Below are 20,625 nucleotides of genomic sequence, written 5' to 3' on the forward strand. Positions count from 1 at the left end.
CTTTTTGCGCCCCTCCTCTGGACGATCCCAATGCGCGGGCATAGCTTTCCCTCAAAGGAGATCGTTATGACCAATCCGCTGATGTCCCAATGGGACACCCCCTTTGAACTTGCCCCGTTTGACACCATCCGTGATGAGGATTTTGCCCCCGCGTTTGAGGCAGCGCTGGACGCGCATAACGCTGAAATTGCAGCCATCGCCGAAAACACGGACACACCGACCTTTGCCAACACCGTCGAAGCGCTGGAGGCCGCGGGTGAGGCGCTGAACAAGGTGCTTTCGGTGTTTTTCACCGTCGCAGGTGCCGACAGCAACCCGGCGCGAGAGGCGTTGCAGCGCGACTTCTCGCCCAAAATGGCGGCGCATTTTGCTGCGATTTCCTCAAACAAGGCGCTGTTTACCCGTCTGGCTGATCTGTGGGCGCGGCGCGATGATCTGGGCCTCAGCCCGGAACAGGCACGCGTCCTGATGCTGAGCCACCGTGGTTTCGTGCGCGCCGGCGCCGCGCTGGAAGGCGCAGCCGATGCCCGCATGGGCGAAATCAAGGGCCGATTGGCGGTGCTGGGCACCCAGTTCACCCAGAACCTGCTGGCGGATGAGCGCGATTGGTTTATGGAACTGACCGAAGACGATCTGGACGGGTTGCCCGATTTCGCCGTCGAGGCGATGCGCGCAGCGGGCGTTGAAAAGGGCGCGGACGGGCCAGTGGTGACCACGGGACGATCGATCATCACCCCGTTTTTGCAATTCTCCACCCGCCGCGATCTGCGCCAGAAGGCCTATCAGGCCTTTACCGCGCGTGGGGCCAACGGCAATGACAATGACAACCGCGCCATCGCGGCTGAGATCCTGAGCCTGCGCGAAGAACGTGCGCATCTCTTGGGCTATGCCGATTTTGCTAGCTACAAACTGGAAACCGAAATGGCCAAGACGCCGGATCGGGTGGCTGAATTGCTGGAAGCGGTCTGGCAGCCGGCTAAGGCCCGCGCCGAGGCAGATGCCACCGTGCTGGAAGAGATGATGCACGCCGAAGGCATCAACGGTGATCTGGAAGCCTGGGACTGGCACTATTACGCCGCCAAACGGCGCAAGGCGGAACATGATCTGGATGAGGCTGAGCTGAAGCCCTACCTGCAGCTGGAACGGATGATTGAGGCCTCCTTTGCCTGCGCCACCCGCCTGTTCGGGCTGGAGTTCACACCGCTGGATGTGCCGCTCTACCATGAGGATTGTCGCGCCTGGGAGGTGACGAGGAACGGCGAACATGTGGCCGTTTTTATTGGTGACTATTTCGCCCGTGGCTCCAAACGATCCGGCGCCTGGTGTTCGGCGATGCGAGCACAGGCGAAGTTCCCGAAGGTGCAGGCGCCGGTGGTGATCAACGTCTGCAACTTTGCCAAGGGCGACCCGGCCCTGCTGTCTTATGACGATGCGCGCACCCTGTTCCATGAATTTGGCCATGCGCTGCACCAGATGCTGTCAAATGTGACCTATGAAAGCATTTCCGGCACCTCGGTGGCGCGGGACTTCGTGGAACTGCCCAGCCAGCTCTATGAACACTGGCTTGAGGTGCCAGAGGTGCTGCAGGAATTTGCCACCCACGCCGAAACCGGCGAGGCCATGCCCGCCGCAATGCTGGAAAAGGTGCTGGGCGCGGCCAACTTTGATCAGGGCTTTCAGACGGTGGAATATGTCGCCTCAGCCATGGTGGATCTAGCGTTCCACCGCGGCGCGGCTGCCGCGGATCCGATGGCAAAACAGGCGGAGGTTCTGGCCGGGCTAGGCATGCCGAAACAGATCGCCATGCGCCATGCGACGCCGCATTTTGCCCATGTCTTTGCCGGTGACGGCTATTCGTCCGGCTATTACAGCTACATGTGGTCCGAGGTGATGGATGCCGATGCTTTCGCCGCCTTTGAAGAGGTCGGTGGCGCCTTTGATCCGACGAAGGCCAAGGCGCTGGAGGACAACATCCTGTCCACCGGCGGATCGAAAGAGGCCGAAGAGCTTTATGTGGCGTTCCGGGGCCGGATGCCCGGGGTTGAGGCGCTGCTTAAAGGGCGCGGCCTCAGCTAAGTGATGCACCCCGGGGCAGGGCCCGGGATGCAGCGTTGATTTGATCGAAGGTCACCCCACAACGGGGTGGCCTTTGTTTTGCAGGCAGCGCAGCATCACGGCGCGGCGGTCTTCGTTGATTTCTGCCTCCGCTTCGGCGCGGCCAATGACACCGCCAAGCGCGGCGCCAATCAGCGCGCCTTCTAGGTCTTCTTCCTCAGCAGCGCCCGCCAAGCCACCAACGGCAACGCCGGCATATGTGCCGCGGCGGGCACGTTCATCGGTGTAGGATTTGGCCACCTGACGGCAGGCGGCCTGATCAGCCGCAAAATTAGCCCCGGCGGGACCTGACAGCTGCACCTGACGATCCAGTGGATCGGCGCAGGCGGCCAGGGTGATCAGGGCAGACAGGGCAAGAATATGGTGATGAAATTTCAGATGCATGGCAGGGTTCGCTTTCTCTAATCGCTTTTTCGTTTTGAAGGGCCCGTTTGGGCGATAGCGGTTAGATAGCGACTGATCAGCGTATGCGGAATTTACGAGTTTGCATCTGGCTTATGCGGATTTTTTGGATGGGTGGCGGGGCCCTGCGCAGCGCTTACGGCTGTTTCAGATAAAGCGCACCCTCCCGATAGCCGCCCTGGATCAAACGGCCCTCTTGGGTCAATTCGGGGAAGTCGTCGGCCCAGTCACGAAAGCGATCATTGGTGATGATCGGGGCGTCCATGTCGCGCGCTGCTTGCAGCAGATAGGCATCGGCCGGGGTGCCTTTGGGTGCAACAAGGATCTGTTTCACGGGCAGGGCCAAAACCTTGGCAAGCTGGCGGTCGTTCAGAAACCGGTCAGCGATTTTGTAGCCGATGTTTGCATCAAACACGACGCCCGGGCGATATCCGGTGTCCTCCAGGCTGCGTACCAGATCCGCCACAGTTGCGATATCAGCAACGCCGCCGCGCCAGTGCAAGACGTTTGATCCGTCAATCAGGATCGCCTGACGCTTCCCGGGCTTGGGGCGCCGTGGCCGGGAAAGGATCCACAAAAGAGCGCAGCAAATGGCTAATCCGACCAGAAAAGCCTGATGGACTGCCCCCGCATCAGATGTCAGCAGGGGCAATGCAAAGGCGGCAATGAGGCTGAGTAACCCCAAAGAGAACCAAAGAGATCGCATCGCGAGACCCTTAGATCGTTTGGTCGTATTCCCCGACCAGCGGCTCGGTTTTGATCACCGCGTCGATCTCGGCAAAGATGGCGCGCATTTCTGCTTCGCTTTCGCTGCTTTCGCAGACCACCACCAAGTTCGGCGTGTTGGATGAGGCGCGCACCAACCCCCAGGAGCCGTTTTCCAGGATCACCCGGGCACCGTTGACGGTCACTACCTCTTTGATCGCCTTGCCGGCCAGGGTTTCGCCAGCCTCTGCCTTGGCCACCAGTTTTTCCACCAACCGGTCCAGCACGCCGTATTTCTCGGTATCGGCGCAATAGGGCGACATGGTGGGGGTGGACCAGGTTTTTGGCAGCGCCTCGCGCAGGTCTGACATTTTCATGTCGGGGTTGCGGTCCATCAGTTTGCAGATCTCCACCGCGACGCGCATGCCGTCGTCATAGCCGCGGCCAATGTCACCCGACAGGAAGTAGTGGCCCGACTTTTCAAAACCCGCCAGCGCGCCAATCGCATGCACCCGGCGTTTCATGTGGCTGTGGCCGGTTTTCCAGTAATCGGCCTTGATGTCATATTTCTGCAGCTCAGGGTCCGAAGCAAAGAGGCCGGTGGATTTCACATCCGCCACAAAGGTCGATCCGGGGTAGAGCTTGGCCAGGTCGCGGGCCATGATGACGCCAACCTTATCGGCAAAGATCTCCTCACCCTCATCATCGACAACTCCGCAGCGGTCGCCATCCCCGTCAAAGCCAAGCGCAAAATCCGCGCCTGAGGCTTTTACGCTGTCTGACATGTCATGCAGCATTTCCATCGCTTCGGGGTTCGGGTTGTAGTTGGGGAAGGTGTAGTCCAGCCGGTTGTGGCTATCGACCATTTCCACACCCAACCGTTCAAACAGTGCGGGGCCGAAAGCTGCGGCGGTGCCATTGCCCGAGGCGCAGACAACCTTCAGCTTGCGGGACATTTTGAAATCCCCAACGAGGTCATCCATATAGGCGTCCCAGACGCCATCGACGAATTCATACATGCCGCCTTCATGGGGCTGGCCCTTGCCGTTCAACACAATATCCTTCAGCTCACCCATCTCATCGGGGCCATGGGTCAGCGGGCGCTGGAAACCCATTTTGACACCGGTCCAACCGTTTGGATTGTGCGAGGCGGTGACCATCGCCACGGCGGGTGCGTCCAGATGGAACTGGCTGAAATAGGCCATCGGCGTGATGCAGGGGCCGATGTCCTTCACCTTGATGCCGGCCTGCATCAGACCGACGATTAGGGCGTTTTTGATCGACAACGAATAGTCGCGATAGTCATTGCCGACGGCGATCACTGGCTCCAGCCCATGCAGGCGCATCTGGGTGCCAATGCCCAGACCCAGGGCGGTCATGCCGGGCAGGTTGATCTCATCCGGGAATTTCCAGCGGGCGTCATATTCGCGAAAGCCGGTGGGTTTGATCATCGGCAGTTTGAGGAAATCCCAAGTGTTTGGTGTCACATCTGCAAGAGGTTTGGTCACTGAAATTACTCACTTTGAAAGGGTTGGTCCGGCATTTTTCGGCGCGCCCACCCCGGGAGGATGGGGAAGGCGATGCTGAACCTGTTATGCCCAGCAAACCGTTACGATTCAACAAAACAGACGGGGATACCCCCTATCCAGAGGGTTAGCCCCCCGTTCTGAATGAACAGGGGGTAAGAGCTTAGGTTGAAACCTGCTCACGCAGGATCGATGCGGTGAGCGAAATCATCAGATAGACGCCCGACAGCACTAGGAAGGCGAGGATCGAGTTTTCAAAGACCCGCGGGTAAGAGGCCGCATCGGGCACAACCGGGGCCACAGCCGTTGTCAGATAACGCACCTGCCGTGCGGCGGCCTGGGCGGTCTGCTTTTCGTTCTGGACTGCCGATTGCAGGAACAGGTCTGCGGTGGCCAGATCAGCCTGCGCCATCTGGATCTGCGCTGCCTTGGCGGCCAGTGAGCTGTCGCCGTTCTGCGCCTCATTCAGGCGGGCCTGCTGGCGGTCCAGCTCGGCCTTCAGAATGCGGATCTCAACCTCCAGCGCCTGCACTTTGGGCTTGTTGGGGCGTTGGTTGTTCAGCTGGGTCTGCAGTTGCAGTTCCTTGTCCTGCAGCTGGATCTCAACATTGTTGATCAGCGCCCGGATCGCGGCCATTTCGCCCTGCGGATCCAGCAGAGTGCCCTCTTGCAGTTCTACCAGTTTGCGCTGTGCTTCGGTCCGTTCCTGTTTGGCCTGTTCCAGGCTGGCGCGGGCTTCGCGCATCTGGTCATCCCGTTTGCGCAGCGACAGTTCATCGACCTTTTCCTCAGCATAGGAAATCAGTGCCTCGGCAAAGGTTGTGGCCACCACCGGATCAGCGGCGATCACTTCCATATGGACCACACCTTCGGTCGGGTCGTAGCCGATTTTCACGTAGCGTTTGAACAGCTTATAGGCAGCCTCATTGGTGGCATCAGGTTCAAGACGTTTGATCGGGTCAATGCTGTCCTGGCTGAAGTGTTCCTTGAAGCCGAACTCTTCGTTCAGCCGGATCATCGCTGGCCTTGAGGTCAGAAATTTCTGCACCGCGATGGCATCCTGGTTGGTAGCAAACTGTGTGCCGGCCAGCAGACCGCGCATGCTGCCACCGCCTGCGGAATCGGCCTGTAGCACCAGGAACTCGGACTTGGTCGAGTAAAGCGGGGAGGCGATGAAGGTGAAGTACCAGGTCACCAGCAGGGTCGGCAGGAACACGAAAAAGCTGAGGCGCGTCAGCAGCAGGATCATCTTGCGACGGCGGCGGCGCATGATATCGCGTTGAATTTCGCTGATTTCCTGCAGACGTCGTTCTGCCGGGGCCATTTCGGTTGAGGGCAGTTTGCTGGCCTCGGGCGTAACGGTCTGGGGCAGTTGTGTTGCGGCCTCAGCGCCGTCTTTGGCGGCGGAGGGCACCACGAGTTCCAGCGGGTTGGTGCGTTTGAACGGCTCAATGCCGCTGGCGCGCAACAGGCGCACGGCGTCAAAATCCGAGGTTGGGGCGAGCCCGTGTTTCTGCGCCACCCGGCGGGCCATGCGCAGCTGGCGCCCGGTCAGCCCTTCGCGGCGAATGGCGTCAATTTCCTGATCGGCGGTCACTTCCTGCGGCGAGGCGACCATGCCCTCACGTGCTGCCTGAGATTGGGCCTGAGATTGAGCCTGAGCCTGTTGCGGGCGCTGTGCGGCCTGTTGAGCAGGTTGCTGGGGCTGGGCCTGCTGAGCACGGGCCGCTGGGCGTGCCGGCGACGGCGATTGAGGCTGGGGCTGTGCCTGCGTTTGAGCCTGCGCCTGCGCTTTGCGGCGGGCGGCAATAGCGGCGAGGCTTTGCATTTCCTCTTCGCCCCCTTCTTGCGGCTGCAGCGATTGGGCGGCCTGTTTGCGCATCTGCTCGGCGTAGTCGCGCGCGCCCTGTTGCGGGCGGGTCGGCCGCGGCGTTTGCGCAGCCTGATTGGCGGGCGCCTCAGGTTGAGGGGCCGGGGCGTTGGCCGCAGGTGCACCGGTGGCCCCGTCAGAGGAGCCACCACGGCGGATGCGGAACTTTTTAGCCTTGGGTTTCGTAGTCATAGAGCTGTTTCGCTTCTTCCAAGGTGTCAAACATATGCAGCTTGCCATTCATCAGAACGGCCGCTGAACGGGCAAATTGTTGTAGCGTCGCGGGCGAGTGCGACACGATAATCACGGTGGTCCGGTTCAGCCGCTCACGTAGCAGGTCCCCGGCCTTTTTGTTGAAATCGACATCGGTCGAGGAGGGCATGCCTTCGTCGATCAGGTAGATGTCAAAATCCAGCGCCAGCAGCAGCGCAAAGGAAAACCGCGCGCGCATCCCGGAACTGTAGGTGCCAAGCGGCTGGTTGAAGTATTCGCCCAGGTTGCACAGCCAGCGGCAGAAGGATTCCACATAGTCGGGATCCAAGCCATAAAGCCGGGCGATGTAGCGGCTGTTTTCCACGGCGGTGTGTTTGGAGACAACGCCGCCCATGAACCCCAGCGGGAAGGAGACTTTGCAGCCGCGGCGGATCACCCCTTCGTCCGGTTTTTCCAAACCGGCCATCATGTTGATCAGCGTGGTTTTCCCGGTGCCATTGGGGGCCAGGATGCCCAGCGATTGGCCCAAGTCTACCCGGAATGATCCTTTCTCAAGGATCACTTTGCGTTGGGTGCCGGTCCAGAAGGACTTGCTGACATTGTCAAACTCAAGCATGTGCGGCCTGTGCTCTCCTGCTCGCCCTTGGTGAGGTGGGATGTTCCTAAGAACGGCCCATTTGGGCTTTTGATTAGATTATGACACGGGCAAGGGGGCAAAATTAAGGCCTAATGTTGAAAAACCGACACCTAATAGCGCCGGTTTCACAAGATTGTTTACAGAAAGCGTGCTGTTACAGCGTCTGTTTTTCGACCCTGAGCAGCTTGCCCGCCAGCCAGGACAGCACCGCTGCGCCAAAGCTGAACAGCGCCCCCATTTTAGCAGCATCCTGAACATCACCCGGCGGGAAGGCGACCGAAGCCACAAAGAGCGAAACGGTAAAGCCGATGGCGGCCACACAGCCGATGATGAACAGATCCGATGTGCGCATCCCCTGGGGCAGACCCAGCCGCAGCACATGGGCGCCGATGACGCCAAAGATCAGAACACCGATGGGTTTGCCGACGATCAGACCGGCCAGTACCAGCCAGGTCGGGGCACCGATTGCCGAAAATTCGACACCTGCGTTCAACAGGCCGAAGAAGAACAGCACCACCTCAACCGGATGTTTCAGCGCGTGTTCGATATGGTTCAGCAGATCGGTCAGATATTGCTCTGCCTCGCTGAAGATCCCGAAGGCGCGGTCGGCATGTGGGATGGTTGGCACGATCGGCAACAGGCCAAGCGCCGGGTGAATCCCTGCCATCATGAAGCCATACCAGCTGGCGCAGCCCGCGATCAGATAGGGCCAGAAGCCCAGCTTCTTGCGCATCCAGGTTGAGTTGGGGCGCAGCTGGTTGTGGCGGTCCATCCGACGTGGCAGCCAGTTGGCCAGCAGATAAACAGCTATGGCCGATCCGGCCGACAGCAGCAGCCATTCCGGCATCAACTCGGCCGAGGGGTAGAAAACGGCCAGAACGATCAGACCTGCCGCATCGTCGGCAATGGCCAACAACAGCAGGAAGCGCACGGCCGGGTGACCTGCGCCAAAGACCATACGGCCCACAAGGTATGAGAATGCGATGTCTGTTGCGGTTGGGATCGCCCAGCCGTTCTTGACAGCATCATAGGTTTCCGAGCCCAAGAGCAGCGCCAGCCCGAGGTAGACCGCAATTGGCCCAATCATACCCCCCACCGTGGCAAAAAGCGGGGTGGCTGCCTTCTTGCCGCGCAGCGAGCCGTTCTTGAGAGCAATGGCTTCCCAAACTTCTTTGGCCGCAATGGCAAAGAAGAAGGCCATCAACATGTCATTGACCAGATAGTGCAGGGTCAACGTCCGGTGGCCGTCATGCAGATGGCCAATCGGGGCGTGATCCCAGATCTTGAACTCAACAAATTCGTGGTAGCTGTGCGGGTTCACATTTGCCCAAACCAGGGCGGTCAGCGCCCCAAGGATCAGCAATAGTGAGTAGTTCGTGATGAAATTCCAAACGCGGTACATAGTGCCTCCTGCCCTGTTCGCCCCAGATTGCCTGATGTGCGCATTTCCCCTCGGAGATGAGAAAGGATTAGGCTATTTGGCCGGGTGCAGCAAGTTTAGTGCGTTTGAAAACCTGACAAAAATTGACTGGAACTTAATCCACCTCCAGGGAAATCGGCCAATTGCCGCCGGTGGGTTGACGCAGACGACGGCAATCGGGCCGCCTATCAAGGCGGCGGTGTCACACAGGCGGCAACGCTGCGGCGCAGTTCAGGCAGCAACTCCTGCTCAAACCAGGGATTTTTGCGCAGCCAGCCGGTGTTGCGCCAGGAGGGATGCGGCAGCAAAAACGTTGCAGGTGCATAGTCACGCCAGTGTCGGACATTTTCCGTGACGCTGGTTTTCAGCCCCAGATGGCCGCGGTGGGCATAGCCGCCGACCAGCACTGTCAGCTTCACCGCTGAAAGGGTGGTCATGACCCGGTCCTGCCAGGTTTCAGCACAGAGTTTTGGCGGCGGCAGGTCGGATCCTTTGGCGTCATAACCTGGGAAGCAGAAGGCCGCTGGCACACAGGCCAAAAGCGCCTGATCATGAAACGTGGCCCGGTCGATCCCCAGCCAATCGCGCAGGCGATCCCCCGACCTGTCATCAAAGGGTCGGCCGCTTTCGTGAACCCGCAGTCCCGGGGCCTGTCCGGCGATCAGGATCCGCGCCTTGGGGTGGAACCAGGGCACAGGGCGCGGGCTATGGGCGGTTCGGGTGGCAGCAAAGCGCGGCGCGCAGAGACGACAGCGGGCGATCTCCTGCGGCAGGTCAGGCTGTGACGCTGCGGGCTTTTGCGGGGGCATCGGGATATCTGTCCTTGCTCAGCTCTTGCCCTAAGCTGGCGCGCAGGCTACCGCAGGGCAAGCCCGAATTGCGCAACGAGTGTCAGGAAGCCCGAGATGACAAACGCCCCCACTGATCAGACCGCACTGGACCTCGCCCATGCTGCCATGTTGGCGGATGAAAGCGATGACACTGCACGGCTGCGGTTTTACGAGCGTCTGGCCGATAGCGAGATGTTTCTGCTGCTGGCAGAAGAACCGGTTGATGACAATGTGACGCCCGAGCTGTTTGAGGTCTCCGACGATCGCTTCGTGCTGATCTTTGACCGCGAAGACCGGCTGGCGCAATTCGTTGGCCGCGAAGCGCCCTATGCAGCGCTGTCGGGGCGGATGATCGCCTCGATCCTGGCCGGGCAGGGGATTGGTCTGGGGGTGAACCTTGAGGTGGCGCCATCGTCGATCTTGATCCCGTCCGAGGCGGTGGTCTGGCTGGATCAGACCCTGGGGCAAACCCCTGAAGAGGCTGAGGCGCGGATCGAAGAGATTGGCCGCCCCATGGGGCTGCCTGAGGCGCTGCTGACCGCGTTGGATGCGAAACTGGCTACCGCCACCGGGCTGGCCCATTCGGCCTATCTGGCAGGCGCCACCTATGAGGGCGGCGCGCGCAACCACCTGTTGGCCTTTATCGATGCGGTGCCCGCCGCCGAAGGGGCGCTGGCGCAGGCGGTGTCTGAGGCGCTGACCTTTTCGGGGATTGAGGCCGGTGCGCTGGATGTCAGCTTCCTGCGGGCCAGTGATCCGCTGGCGGCGAAACTGGCGCAATGGGGGCTGCGGTTTGACCTGCCGCAGCACGAAGAGGCACAGGAAGTGGGGCTGTCAGCCCCCGGTTCTGACCCCGAGAAGCCGCCGATCCTGCGCTGATGCAGTGACATGAGTATTTAGGAAACAGTGAAAGCGCTTTTGCGGTTTCTTAAGCGGGGGGCAGGGCCCCCCGTTCTTTTGTTTAGTAGCCAGCGCCGCGATCCACGAGGAAGCGCAGCGGTTCCCCCGCCTCAGCCCGCTGAATGTTGTCGGCGATGATCTCTGCCGCGGTTCCCGGTCGGGTTTCCGCCGCTATATGCGGGGTGACCGTGACCTTGGGGTGGGACCAATAGGGGTCCTCGGCAGGAAGAGGTTCAACCCGGAACACATCCAACGTGGCCCGTGCAATCTGGCCACTGTCCAGCGCCGCCAGGAGCGCGGCATCATCGATCAGCGGTCCCCGGCCGGGGTTGATGATATAGGCACCCTTCGGCATCAGCGCCAAACTCTCAGCATTGATCACGTTTTCTGTGCCGGCCGTCAGGGGCAGGAGCAATACCAGAATCTGTGCCGTCGACAGCGCCTGTTTCAGACCCGCCTCACCCGAAAGGCAGGTGATGCCATCGATCTCTTTCTGGGTGCGGCTCCAGCCGGTGACGGGGAAGCCCAGCCCTGCAATGGCCTGCGCACAGGCGCCGCCCAATTCACCGATGCCCAAAACGGTCACCGGCCGGTCACGCGACAGCGGCGGCAGATGCTTGTCCCAAACGCCGGCCTGACGTTCGAGGTTATAGTCAATGTCCAGATGATGGCGCAGCACATGGCCGGTGACCCATTCCACCATGCCCTGCGTCAGGCCGAAATCCACCATGCGCGCCAGCGGCTGGGTCAGGGTCTGATTGCCAACGATTGCCTCGACCCCCGCCCAGAGGTTCAGCACCGCCTTGCAGCGGGTGTAGGGGGTGAAATCCTGCAGCGTCGAGTTTGGCGCATAGACGATATAGTCGACCAAGTCTGGGGCGAAATTCTGTTGCAGGTCAACCTGCAGCCCGGCGTCGTCGAAGGCTTTGCGCAGGGCGGGGGCGTAGCTGTCCCAGCGTTCGGGCAGGGCGGCGAAGAGGACGTTGATCATGTGGCAAACACCCCGGCCATATCTGCAAATCCTTTGATCTCAATCGGGTTGCCGGCGGGATCGTGGAAGAACATGGTGTTCTGCTCCCCGGGCTCACCAGCAAAGCGGGTGGTGGGGGCGATGGTGAAGGCGACACCGGCGGCGGTCAGTTTTTCGGCCAGGGTCTGCCATTGATCGGTTGGCAGGATCACCCCCAGATGCGGCATCGGCACCATATGCTCGCCCACTTTGCCGGTGTTGGCGGTGGCGATAACAGGGCCCAGGTGCAGGCTGATCTGATGGCCGAAGAAATTGAAATCGACCCATGTTTCAGTGCTGCGGCCCTCGGTGCAGCCCAGGAGGTCGCCGTAAAACGCGCGGGCCTTGTCGAGGTCATCGACGTGATAGGCGAGGTGGAAAATACTCATCAAAGCGTCCCTTTGTTCGTCGGTGCAATGTTGCTTGGGCACAGGAATAGCGGAGGCGGTTGTAAAAAGGCTAGCTTGTTTTTGTGACTTCAAACATAAGGTTTTCTATGGATTTGAGATTTGTGGAAACCCTGATTGCCGCCGTGGATGAGACCTCACTTGCCGCCGCCGCGCGGCGTCTTGGCGTGACCCCCGCCGCCGTGGCGCAGCGCGTGGAGGCGCTGGAAACTGAGCTGCAGGTGCCGCTGCTGATCCGGTCCGGGCGCGGCATGGCGGCAACGCCGGAGTGTGAGGCCCTGCTGCCGGAGCTGCGCAAGCTGGTGTCAATCCGGGCAGGTCTGGGCCAGGTTTTGGCGCAGGATCAGCTGGTGGGGCCATTGCGCCTTGGGCTGATTTCGACCGCGCTGGGGGATCATGCGGCGGATCTGGTGCAGGGGTTGAAACAGGCCGCGCCTGAGGTGGATCTGACGCTGAGCCCGGGTGCCTCAGCCGAGTTGTATGATGCCTTTGAAGCCGGTCGGCTGGAGGCGGCGCTGATCGTTGCCCCGCCTTTTGTCCTGCCCAAAACCATGCGCTTTGATGTCATGGCTGAACAACGTCTTGGCCTGTTGCAGCCGCGCGGGGGCGAGGTGGACCTGCCCTTCCTGCTGTATGCGCGGGCGGCCTGGGGTGGGGCGGCCTGCCATCGGCTGTTGCAGCAGCGGTTTGGCGCCCCACGGGTGCTGTGCGAAATGGATGCTTTGGAAACCATTGCCCAACTGGTTGAGGATGGCGTTGGCCGCGCCGTTGTGCCGGAATGGGCCGGATTGCAGCGCCGCCACCCTGATGCGCAGTTCACTCCCTTGGGCGGGGCGACCCGGCAGGTTGGGCTGCTGTCCTGGCAGCGCGACAGCCGCCGCCCGGTGCAGCAGGTGTTGCGGCAGGTGTTGGGGATCAGCGGTTAAGGCAATCCCCTAGCGGGGGCGATGGACATGGGCGCTTTGCACCAGACCAAAGGCGCCCAGCAGCACCAGCATCGACGAGCCACCATAGCTGACCAGCGGCAGCGGCACGCCCACAACGGGCGCCATGCCCATCACCATCGACATGTTCACCGCAAAGAACAGGAAGAAGGTCACCCCGATCCCCAGGATCAGCAGCGACGAGAAGCGATCGCGGTTGGCAACGGCCGAGGCGACGCAGAAGATGATGATCAGCACATAGAGCACCAGGAGGGAGACTGCGCCGATGAAGCCAAACTCCTCCGCCAGGGTGGTGAAGATGAAGTCAGTGTGTTTTTCCGGCAGGAAGTTCAGCCGGGACTGCGTGCCCTGCATAAAACCGCGGCCGGTCCAACCGCCTGAGCCAAGCGCAATCTTGGACTGGGTGATATGATAGCCGGCGCCCAACGGATCACTGGCGGGATCCAGAAAGGTATCGATGCGGCGGTACTGGTAATCTTTCAGCAGTTGCCACTGGGTGCCACGGGTCTGAAACACGGCTGTCACCAGACCAATGCCAATGCCGATAACGGCAGTGAAATAGCCCCAATGCACCCCGGCAAAGAACATCACAGCCGCACCACCAAAGACCAGCAGGAGCGACGTGCCAAGGTCCGGCTGGTTCAGCACCAGCGCCGTGGGCAGCAGGATCAGGAACAGCGGCACCGCCACCCAGATCGGGTGGGAAACCTTTTTCATCGGCAGCCAATCGTAATAGGCGGCCAAAAGCATCACCAAGGTGATCTTCGCCATCTCAGAGGGCTGCAACCGCATGAAGCCCAGATCGATCCAGCGCTGCGCGCCCATCCCGACAGAACCAAAGAACTCCACAAACAGCAGCAGCGCCAGTGAGGCCAGATAGGCCACGCCCGCCACGTTGCGCCAGAACCAGATCGGCACCATGGCCACCACGAACAGCACAGCCATGCCAAGGCCGAACCGTTTCATCTGCGCCTCTGCCCAGGGTTGGAAGGACCCGCCCGCAACTGAGTAGAGCATCAGGAACCCGACCGAACAGACCGCCGTCAGCAACAGGATCAGCGGCCAGTTCAGGTAAAGCACCTTGCGCAGGCCCGAGGGCACGGTTTTGACGGCATACTCAAGATAACTCATGCGCGGTCACTTTCCCGCTTGAGGAACTCACGCCGTTCGCGGCGCAGCCGTTCCTGCTGGGCCTTCACCTTGGAACGTGCGGCTTTCGGGTAGGCCTCCAGTGGCGGTTCGCCGTCGTAAAGGGCCTGTAGCGTGATGTCGCGTGCAATCGGCGCTGCCGCGGTTGAGCCACCGCCGCCATGTTCAACAACCACGGCCACGGCAAACTTGGGGTCTTTATAGGGGGCGAAGTTCACAAACAGCGCATGGTCGCGGCGTTCCCAAGGCAGATCCTCGTTCCGGGTCACCCCACGGCGGCGTTCCTCGGCGGTGATGTTTCGGACCTGGCTGGTGCCGGTCTTGCCGGCAAGGCGCAACTCATCCTCAATGATCCGCGATCCATAGGCGGTGCCCTTGCGGTGGTTGGAAACCGAATACATTGCGCGGCGGACCAGCCGTAGGTGTTCAGGGTTCACGTCCAGTTCCGCGTCCGAGGGCATCGGCTGCTCCACCCCGTCGATCGATTTCACCAGACGCGGGGCCAGGGCGCGGCCTGTTGCCATGCGCGCGGTCATCACCGCCAGCTGGATCGGGGAGGCCAGCACGTAGCCCTGCCCGATGGAGGCGTTGACAGTATCGCCCACCACCCAATCCTGACCGTAGGTTTCCAGCTTCCAGTCCTTCGTAGGGGCGCGGCCACGGGCGATGGCGGACATCGGGATGTCATAACGTTCCCCAAGGCCCAGCTTGCGCGCCATTTCCGAGATCTTTTCGATACCGACCCGCAGCGCCAGATCGTAATAATAAACGTCGCAGCTTTCGCGTAGCGAGGTTAGCAGATCCACCTGCCCGTGTCCGGCACGTTTCCAGCAGTGGAAACGGCGGTTGGAGATTTCCATATGGCCGGGGCAGTAGACGGTTTCATCGGGGGTGACTTCCCCGGCCTCCAGCGCGGCCAGAACGGTGACCATCTTGAAGGTGGAGCCGGGTGGGTAGAGACCCTGCACCGCCTTATTGGCCAGCGGGCGGTATTTGTTTTCTGTCAGGTCGCGGTAGTCTTTGACGGAAATGCCGCGCACAAACAGGTTGGGGTCAAAGCTTGGCGCGGAGGCCGCACAAAGGATATCGCCGCTTTCGCAGTCCATCACCACGGCGGCAGCACTTTCGCGGCCCAGCCGCGCCTGCACATAGTTCTGCAGCCGGTGATCGATGGTCAGCTGCAGGTTGGCGCCCGGCTGGCCCTCACGGCGATTCAGCTCACGCATTTCGCGCCCGGCGGAGTTCACCTCAACCTGTTTATTGCCGGCTTTACCGCGCAGGGAATCCTCCAGCTTGGCCTCAACCCCCACTTTGCCGATCTGAAAGCGCGGGATCAGCAGCAACTGGTCCGGAGCATCGATTTTTGACAGGTCATAATCAGAGACCGGGCCAACATAGCCCGCGACATGGGCCATGTCCGGGCCCAGCGGGTATTGCCGGGACAGGCCAACCTCGGGCGTGATGCCGGGCAGGGCGGGGGCGTTGACGGCGACGCGGCTGATCGCCTCCCAGCTGACACGATCGGCCAATGTCACCGGGCGGAAGGGCGCATTCTGCGAGATTTCCTTGCGCGCCTTGGCCAGTTCATCGGGGTCCAGCTCAATCAGATTGGCCAGACGGGCAATCACCTGTTCGACGTCGCCTGCGTCCTCGGGCACTAGAACAATGCGGTAGCTGGGTTCGTTTTTGGCGATCACCGCACCGTTGCGGTCAAACATCTCACCGCGGGCAGGCGGCAGGAGGCGCACCTTGACGCGGTTTTCCTCCGCCAGCAGGCGGAACTCATCTGCCTGATCCACCTGCATGTAGCGCATCCGCATGGCCAGCACGCCACCAAAGGCCAGCTGGGCACCGCCCAGCAGCAGGGCGCGGCGGGTGATGCGGCGGGCGCTGTCGGCGCTATCGCGATTGTTGCGCTTCATAGCTTATGCCCCCATGCATCCACTTCGCCAGGGGCCACGCGGCGCACCCCAAAAGCAAAATGCGCTAGCGCGGCCACGGCGGGGTAACAGATTACGGACATGACCAGCTGGATCAGGGTCAGCCCCATCGGGGCCTGTGGCACGGCGGTCAGCGTCAGCACCAGACGGAAGGCCAGCATCACCGCCAGCAGGGTTGAGGCCACGGTCAGCCATTCCACCGCAAACCCCTGATCGCGCAGCAGGCGGGATCGTTTTTTCAAGGTTTGCACGGCGATCACCACCAGGGCAGCCATCAGTCCAGGGGGGCGTTGAAGCATCAGATCCGCCATCAGGGCGATTAGCCCAACCAGATAGGCGGGCACGTAATCCGGGCGGCGCAGGGCCCAGGCAAAGCTGATCAGCAAGACCAGATCCGGGCCGGTCCAGCGCCGGGGTGTGGTTTCAAGGGGCAGCAGTTGGAAAAAGATCACCGCCAGCGTGAGCGCGGCAAAGGCGCATTGCATCACCCAGGGTTTGGTCGGGGCGCTGTCGCTCATTGGCTGACCTCCCCTTCCTCCGCTTCGGTGTCCGCCCGCGCTAGCGGCGCACCGCCGGGGGTGATCAGGGCACCGGGATCGCTGATCAGCGGTGCCGCCTGATTGCGCAGCACGCGCAGGAATTTCAGCCGCTCATAATCTGCCGACAGGCGCACCCGCAGCCGGCCCGAAGGATCTTCGGCCAGGTGGCCCACCAGAACGCCGGCGGGAAACACACCGCCATCACCTGAGGTGATCACCCGGTCACCGGCGCGCACCAGATCGCCGTTTTCAAGGAAGGTGATCAAGGGTGCGGCGGTGTTGTCACCGCTGAGGATCGCCTGTTGGCCTGAGGGCTGGATGGTGATCGGGATCTGGCTGGAGGTATCGGTCAGCAGGATCACCCGCGCAGTGTTCGGCCCCACACCAGAGATGCGACCGACCAGACCAATGCCATCCATCGTGGCCCAGCCATCCAGGATCCCGTCGCGCGCGCCGACGTTCAGCAGCACCGATTGGCGGAAGGGCGAACCGCTGTCGGCCAGCACCACACCGGTCACATAGGTCAGTCGCGGGTCCAGCCGTACGTTGTTCAAATCCAGCAGCCGTGCGTTTTCCTGCTCCAGCTGCTGCGCGGCCTCTTTCCAGGCTTTCATCTGCTGCAGCTCGCTGCGCAGTTCCTGGTTCTGCTCAACAATGCGCTGATAACTTTGAAAGTCACGCACCAGATTGACCATGCCGGTGACCGGCGCCATCGCCCAGTCAAAGGACGGCACCACCTTATCAACAACCTGCGCGCGGAACCGTTCCACGCGTGGGCTGTCGATACGCCAGAGGATGAACAGGCCGATCAGACACAGGATCAGGACCCCTGTCAGCAAACGCTTCAGCGGTCCCAGATAGTCTTCGCTCTGTGAACGGTCCTTGGCCAAGGTACCCCCTTTTCAGGAAAAGGTGGGGAGGTTAGCTGTCGTAGTCAATCGCGTGGCGCAGCTGCTTTTCGTATTCCAGCGCTTTGCCGGTGCCCATGGCCACACAGTTCAGGCTTTCATCCGCAATGGAAACTGACAGCCCAGTCTGTTCGCGCAGCGCCAGATCCAGATCACCCAACAGCGCGCCGCCACCGGTCAACATCACGCCACGGTCGACAATATCAGCTGCCAGATCCGGTGGGGTGGCTTCCAGCGCGGTCATCACCGCTTCGCAGATCTGCTGCACCGGTTCGGCCAGCGCTTCGGCAACCTGTGCCTGGCTGATTTCGGTCTCTTTCGGGACACCGTTCAACAGGTCGCGGCCCCGGATCTGCATCGAGGCACCACGGCCATCATCGGGCATCCGCGCGGTGCCGATGGTGGTTTTGATGCGCTCAGCGGTGCTTTCGCCGACCAGAAGGTTCTGGTTGCGGCGCAGGTAGTTGATGATCGCCTCATCCATACGGTCCCCGCCAACACGGACTGAGCGGGCGTAAACGATGTCACCCAGCGACAGAACCGCCACCTCGGTCGTACCACCACCGATGTCGACAACCATGTTGCCGGTGGGGTCGGTGATGGGCATGCCGGCGCCGATGGCCGCTGCAATCGGTTCTGCAATCAGACCTGCGCGACGCGCACCTGCCGAGAGAACGGATTGACGGATCGCCCGTTTTTCAACGGGGGTTGCGCCGTGGGGCACGCAGACGATGATCTTCGGCTTGGAGAAGGTCGAGCGTTTGTGCACCTTGCGAATGAAGTGTTTGATCATCTCTTCGGCAACGTCGAAATCGGCAATCACACCATCGCGCATCGGGCGGATCGCCTCGATCGAGCCGGGGGTCCGCCCCAGCATCAGCTTGGCGTCTTCGCCCACGGCCAGCACCTTTTTCACGCCGTCTTTGACGTGATAGGCCACCACCGACGGTTCGCTTAGAATAACGCCCTTGCCTTTGACGTAGACCAGCGTGTTTGCCGTGCCCAGGTCGATCGCCATGTCAGACGAAAACAGGCCCGGCAGATTGTCGATGATTCCCATATGGATGGTGCCCCGCGGTGGTGATAGTCCTTCAAATGCCGCCGATCCCCGTCGGAGGCAGAAACGCTTATACGGGCCTGTGCCGCTTTGGGAAAGGGTGCATCCGGACCCGATCAGCGCCTTTTTGCCAAGGCTGGTCAATTTCGTGGCACTGGGGCAAGGATGGGGGTAAGGGGCAGGCCGCATCAGCGGGCCGGCCTGCGGAGTGAAAGGAAGCGCAACATGCTGTCATATCAACATATCTACCACGCCGGAAACCTGGCGGATGTGCAGAAACACGCGCTTTTGTGCCAGATGCTGGCCTATCTGACGGTGAAGGACAAACCGCTCAACTACTTCGAAACCCACTCGGGCCGGGGCCTTTATGGGCTGGATGCGGCGGAGGCCGTCAAAACCGGGGAGGCTGCGGCGGGCATCGATGCCGTGGCGGGCTTGGGCTGGTTTGATGCGGCACATCCCTACATGCAGGCGCTGCAGGCGGTGCGGGACCAGCACGGGCCGCGCAGCTATCCCGGATCGCCCCTGTTGGCGCGGCAGCTGTTGCGCGATCAGGACCGTATGTCACTGGCCGAGTTGCACCCGCAGGAACACGCAGCATTGGATGATCTGTTCCCCCGCCGGCAGGCCAATGTGGTCAAGCAAGACGGCTATCAGATGGTGATGGAACGGACCCCGCCTGAACCGCGCCGGGGACTGTTGTTGATTGATCCGGCCTATGAGGTGAAATCGGAATATGACGCCATTCCCGGCTTCGTCGCCAAGCTGCATCGCAAGTGGAACGTGGGGGTGATCGCGATCTGGTATCCAGTGCTGACCACCGGGGCGCACAAGCCGATGCTAAAGGCGCTGGAGGCATTGGATTTGCCCAAGGTGCTGCGCCATGAGGTGTCATTTGGGCCGGCCCGGCAAGGCCACCGGATGATCGGGTCGGGCATGATCGTGGTCAACACACCCTTCGGCACAGAAAAAGAGGCCGCCCGATTGAGCAGCCTCTACAAAAAACTCAGCTAAGGATCAGCGACCCGCGATCAGCTATCGCCCTGTTCGGCGCTCATCGCGTCGACCTGGATCAGCAGCTTGCGCACCTGTTCGTCCAATAGGGCGCGGCCCTGATCCACGATGGCGACATAACGCGTCATCGTCGGTTCTAGCGCGGGCACCTGCGCGCTGATGCGCGGGGCAAAGCTGTAGGCGGCCCAAAGCAGTGCGGTCAGCAGCAGGGCCAAAGCAAAGCCACGGCGGAAACCGCTTTTGCCGCTGGCGACAGTGGTTTCCGGGCGCTCCATCTCACCGGGCAGTTCGTGATCAGCCGCTTCAGCAGGCCGCCGGTCCGAGGCCGCACGGAGGGAGGAGTTGATTTCGTCAATATCGGGCAGCAGATCACGACGGGAGACCGGCGTGTCATCCTCGGCCACCTCGGGCACGGGGTCTGGTTCGTCCGGCAGGCCCTTCATCCGGGCCATGCGCTCGCGCACCTGACGCGCGCGGCGATCGGCTTCATCCTCTGGCTCACCAAGGCCCAGATCAGGCTGCGTTTCGATGCCGCCTTCTGCGGCGCGGGCGCGGGCCTCACGCTCAGCCTCTTCGCGCAGCACCTCGGCAATCGACGGATCAAGGGACCGGCGTTGCGGCGATTGCGCGGTGGTCTCTGCGGGCGCGGGGTCTGGTTCCGGCGGGGCCTCTGGCTCTGGCGGGGCCTCCACATCGGTCTCTGGCATCTCACCAGCGGTGGTTTCCGGCTCAAGTCCGCTGGCGATCAGCTCTTCGCGCAGCTCCGGATCATTGTCGGGATGGTGCTGATACCAGGTGTTGCCGCAATTTGAGCATTGCACATCGCGCCCGGCGTCCGGGATCACGTCATCCGGCACTTCGTACTGCGCCCCGCAATTCGGGCAGATCAAACGCATTGGCTTGCCTCTCACACCTGCTCAGCTGGTCTGTCCCAGCTTTTGTTAACCTTCGTTAACACACACCTGAATGGCGCAACTATATGGCGGAAAAGGCATTTGGAAAAGCGTAAAGCGTTTTGACCCTGTTCTGCGGTCTGGCAC

At 61.4% G+C, this 20,625-nt stretch carries 19 protein-coding genes; 4 read left to right on the top strand and 15 right to left on the bottom strand.

All coding sequences use genetic code 11. From position 1 onward, the window contains the following. The first annotated feature begins 66 nt into the window (after nt 1–66). A complete protein-coding gene (locus TL5118_RS01515) occupies nt 67–2,076 on the top strand; it encodes a M3 family metallopeptidase (protein ID WP_058243325.1) in 2,010 nt (669 codons plus the stop codon). A 51-nt stretch (nt 2,077–2,127) separates the two neighbouring features. Here the strand turns inward: TL5118_RS01515 and TL5118_RS01520 are convergent, their stop codons facing one another. From TL5118_RS01520 to TL5118_RS01550, 7 genes are all read right to left on the bottom strand, one after another. Beyond that, nucleotides 2,128–2,499 (bottom strand): glycine zipper domain-containing protein, encoded by a 372-nt coding sequence (locus TL5118_RS01520; protein ID WP_058243324.1) that lies wholly within the window; start codon nt 2,497–2,499, stop codon nt 2,128–2,130. A gap of 154 nt (nt 2,500–2,653) precedes the next feature. Then, nucleotides 2,654–3,223, bottom strand: coding sequence for an NYN domain-containing protein (locus TL5118_RS21695; RefSeq protein ID WP_082626256.1), 570 nt, complete (start codon nt 3,221–3,223; stop codon nt 2,654–2,656). 10 nt (nt 3,224–3,233) lie between these two features. Then, complete coding sequence (locus TL5118_RS01530) at nt 3,234–4,730, bottom strand: phosphomannomutase/phosphoglucomutase (RefSeq protein ID WP_058243323.1); 1,497 nt, start codon at nt 4,728–4,730, stop codon at nt 3,234–3,236. A 181-nt stretch (nt 4,731–4,911) separates the two neighbouring features. Further along, entirely contained in the window at nt 4,912–6,810 is a 1,899-nt protein-coding gene (locus TL5118_RS01535) for a KpsE/RkpR family capsule polysaccharide export protein (RefSeq protein ID WP_058243322.1), read from the bottom strand. Then, nucleotides 6,788–7,447 carry an ABC transporter ATP-binding protein gene (locus TL5118_RS01540; RefSeq protein ID WP_058243321.1) on the bottom strand — a complete coding sequence of 220 codons (660 nt, stop codon included), beginning with the start codon at nt 7,445–7,447 and terminating at the stop codon, nt 6,788–6,790. The genes TL5118_RS01535 and TL5118_RS01540 overlap by 23 nt, the downstream gene beginning before the upstream one ends. Before the next feature lie 175 nt (nt 7,448–7,622). After that, nucleotides 7,623–8,870 carry a Na+/H+ antiporter NhaA gene (locus TL5118_RS01545; protein WP_058243320.1) on the bottom strand — a complete coding sequence of 416 codons (1,248 nt, stop codon included), beginning with the start codon at nt 8,868–8,870 and terminating at the stop codon, nt 7,623–7,625. Nucleotides 8,871–9,076: 206 nt separating this feature from the next. Continuing rightward, nucleotides 9,077–9,697 (bottom strand): uracil-DNA glycosylase family protein, encoded by a 621-nt coding sequence (locus tag TL5118_RS01550; protein ID WP_058243319.1) that lies wholly within the window; start codon nt 9,695–9,697, stop codon nt 9,077–9,079. A 96-nt stretch (nt 9,698–9,793) separates the two neighbouring features. Here TL5118_RS01550 and TL5118_RS01555 point away from each other — a divergent pair, with 96 nt between their 5' ends. Continuing rightward, nucleotides 9,794–10,597 (top strand): SseB family protein, encoded by an 804-nt coding sequence (locus TL5118_RS01555; RefSeq protein ID WP_058243318.1) that lies wholly within the window; start codon nt 9,794–9,796, stop codon nt 10,595–10,597. Between the two features lie 82 nt (nt 10,598–10,679). On the opposite strand, the gene TL5118_RS01560 is transcribed toward TL5118_RS01555, so the two are convergent. Both TL5118_RS01560 and TL5118_RS01565 read right to left on the bottom strand, forming a co-directional pair. Further along, nucleotides 10,680–11,609, bottom strand: coding sequence for a 2-hydroxyacid dehydrogenase (locus TL5118_RS01560; RefSeq protein ID WP_058243317.1), 930 nt, complete (start codon nt 11,607–11,609; stop codon nt 10,680–10,682). Beyond that, entirely contained in the window at nt 11,606–12,016 is a 411-nt protein-coding gene (locus TL5118_RS01565) for a VOC family protein (RefSeq protein ID WP_058243316.1), read from the bottom strand. The genes TL5118_RS01560 and TL5118_RS01565 overlap by 4 nt, the downstream gene beginning before the upstream one ends. A gap of 107 nt (nt 12,017–12,123) precedes the next feature. Between TL5118_RS01565 and TL5118_RS01570 the strand changes: the two genes are divergently transcribed. Next, complete coding sequence (locus TL5118_RS01570; RefSeq protein ID WP_058243315.1) at nt 12,124–12,960, top strand: LysR family transcriptional regulator; 837 nt, start codon at nt 12,124–12,126, stop codon at nt 12,958–12,960. A 9-nt stretch (nt 12,961–12,969) separates the two neighbouring features. Here the strand turns inward: TL5118_RS01570 and rodA are convergent, their stop codons facing one another. From rodA to TL5118_RS01595, 5 genes are read right to left on the bottom strand one after another with little or no spacing between them, the layout of a single operon-like run. After that, nucleotides 12,970–14,109, bottom strand: a complete 1,140-nt coding sequence (gene rodA, locus TL5118_RS01575) for a rod shape-determining protein RodA (RefSeq protein WP_058243314.1) — start codon at nt 14,107–14,109, stop codon at nt 12,970–12,972. Then, a complete protein-coding gene (gene mrdA, locus TL5118_RS01580) occupies nt 14,106–16,049 on the bottom strand; it encodes a penicillin-binding protein 2 (RefSeq protein WP_058243313.1) in 1,944 nt (647 codons plus the stop codon). Before mrdA ends, rodA begins: the two co-directional genes overlap by 4 nt. Continuing rightward, entirely contained in the window at nt 16,046–16,585 is a 540-nt protein-coding gene (locus tag TL5118_RS01585; protein ID WP_058243312.1) for a hypothetical protein, read from the bottom strand. Before TL5118_RS01585 ends, mrdA begins: the two co-directional genes overlap by 4 nt. Beyond that, the gene (mreC, locus tag TL5118_RS01590) at nt 16,582–17,496 is read right to left on the bottom strand and encodes a rod shape-determining protein MreC (protein WP_058243311.1); all 915 of its coding nucleotides are present in this window, start codon (nt 17,494–17,496) and stop codon (nt 16,582–16,584) included. The genes TL5118_RS01585 and mreC overlap by 4 nt, the downstream gene beginning before the upstream one ends. Before the next feature lie 31 nt (nt 17,497–17,527). After that, nucleotides 17,528–18,574, bottom strand: a complete 1,047-nt coding sequence (locus tag TL5118_RS01595) for a rod shape-determining protein (protein WP_058243310.1) — start codon at nt 18,572–18,574, stop codon at nt 17,528–17,530. Between the two features lie 222 nt (nt 18,575–18,796). On the opposite strand from TL5118_RS01595, the gene TL5118_RS01600 reads away from it, so the two are divergent. Next, nucleotides 18,797–19,585 carry a 23S rRNA (adenine(2030)-N(6))-methyltransferase RlmJ gene (locus tag TL5118_RS01600; protein ID WP_058243309.1) on the top strand — a complete coding sequence of 263 codons (789 nt, stop codon included), beginning with the start codon at nt 18,797–18,799 and terminating at the stop codon, nt 19,583–19,585. 17 nt (nt 19,586–19,602) lie between these two features. Here the strand turns inward: TL5118_RS01600 and TL5118_RS01605 are convergent, their stop codons facing one another. Then, on the bottom strand, nt 19,603–20,481 hold the full coding sequence (locus tag TL5118_RS01605) for a zinc-ribbon domain-containing protein (RefSeq protein WP_058243308.1): 879 nt from the start codon (nt 20,479–20,481) through the stop codon (nt 19,603–19,605). Nucleotides 20,482–20,625 lie beyond the last annotated feature (144 nt).

This window comes from Thalassovita autumnalis (assembly GCF_001458255.1).
Lineage (GTDB): Bacteria > Pseudomonadota > Alphaproteobacteria > Rhodobacterales > Rhodobacteraceae > Thalassobius > Thalassobius autumnalis.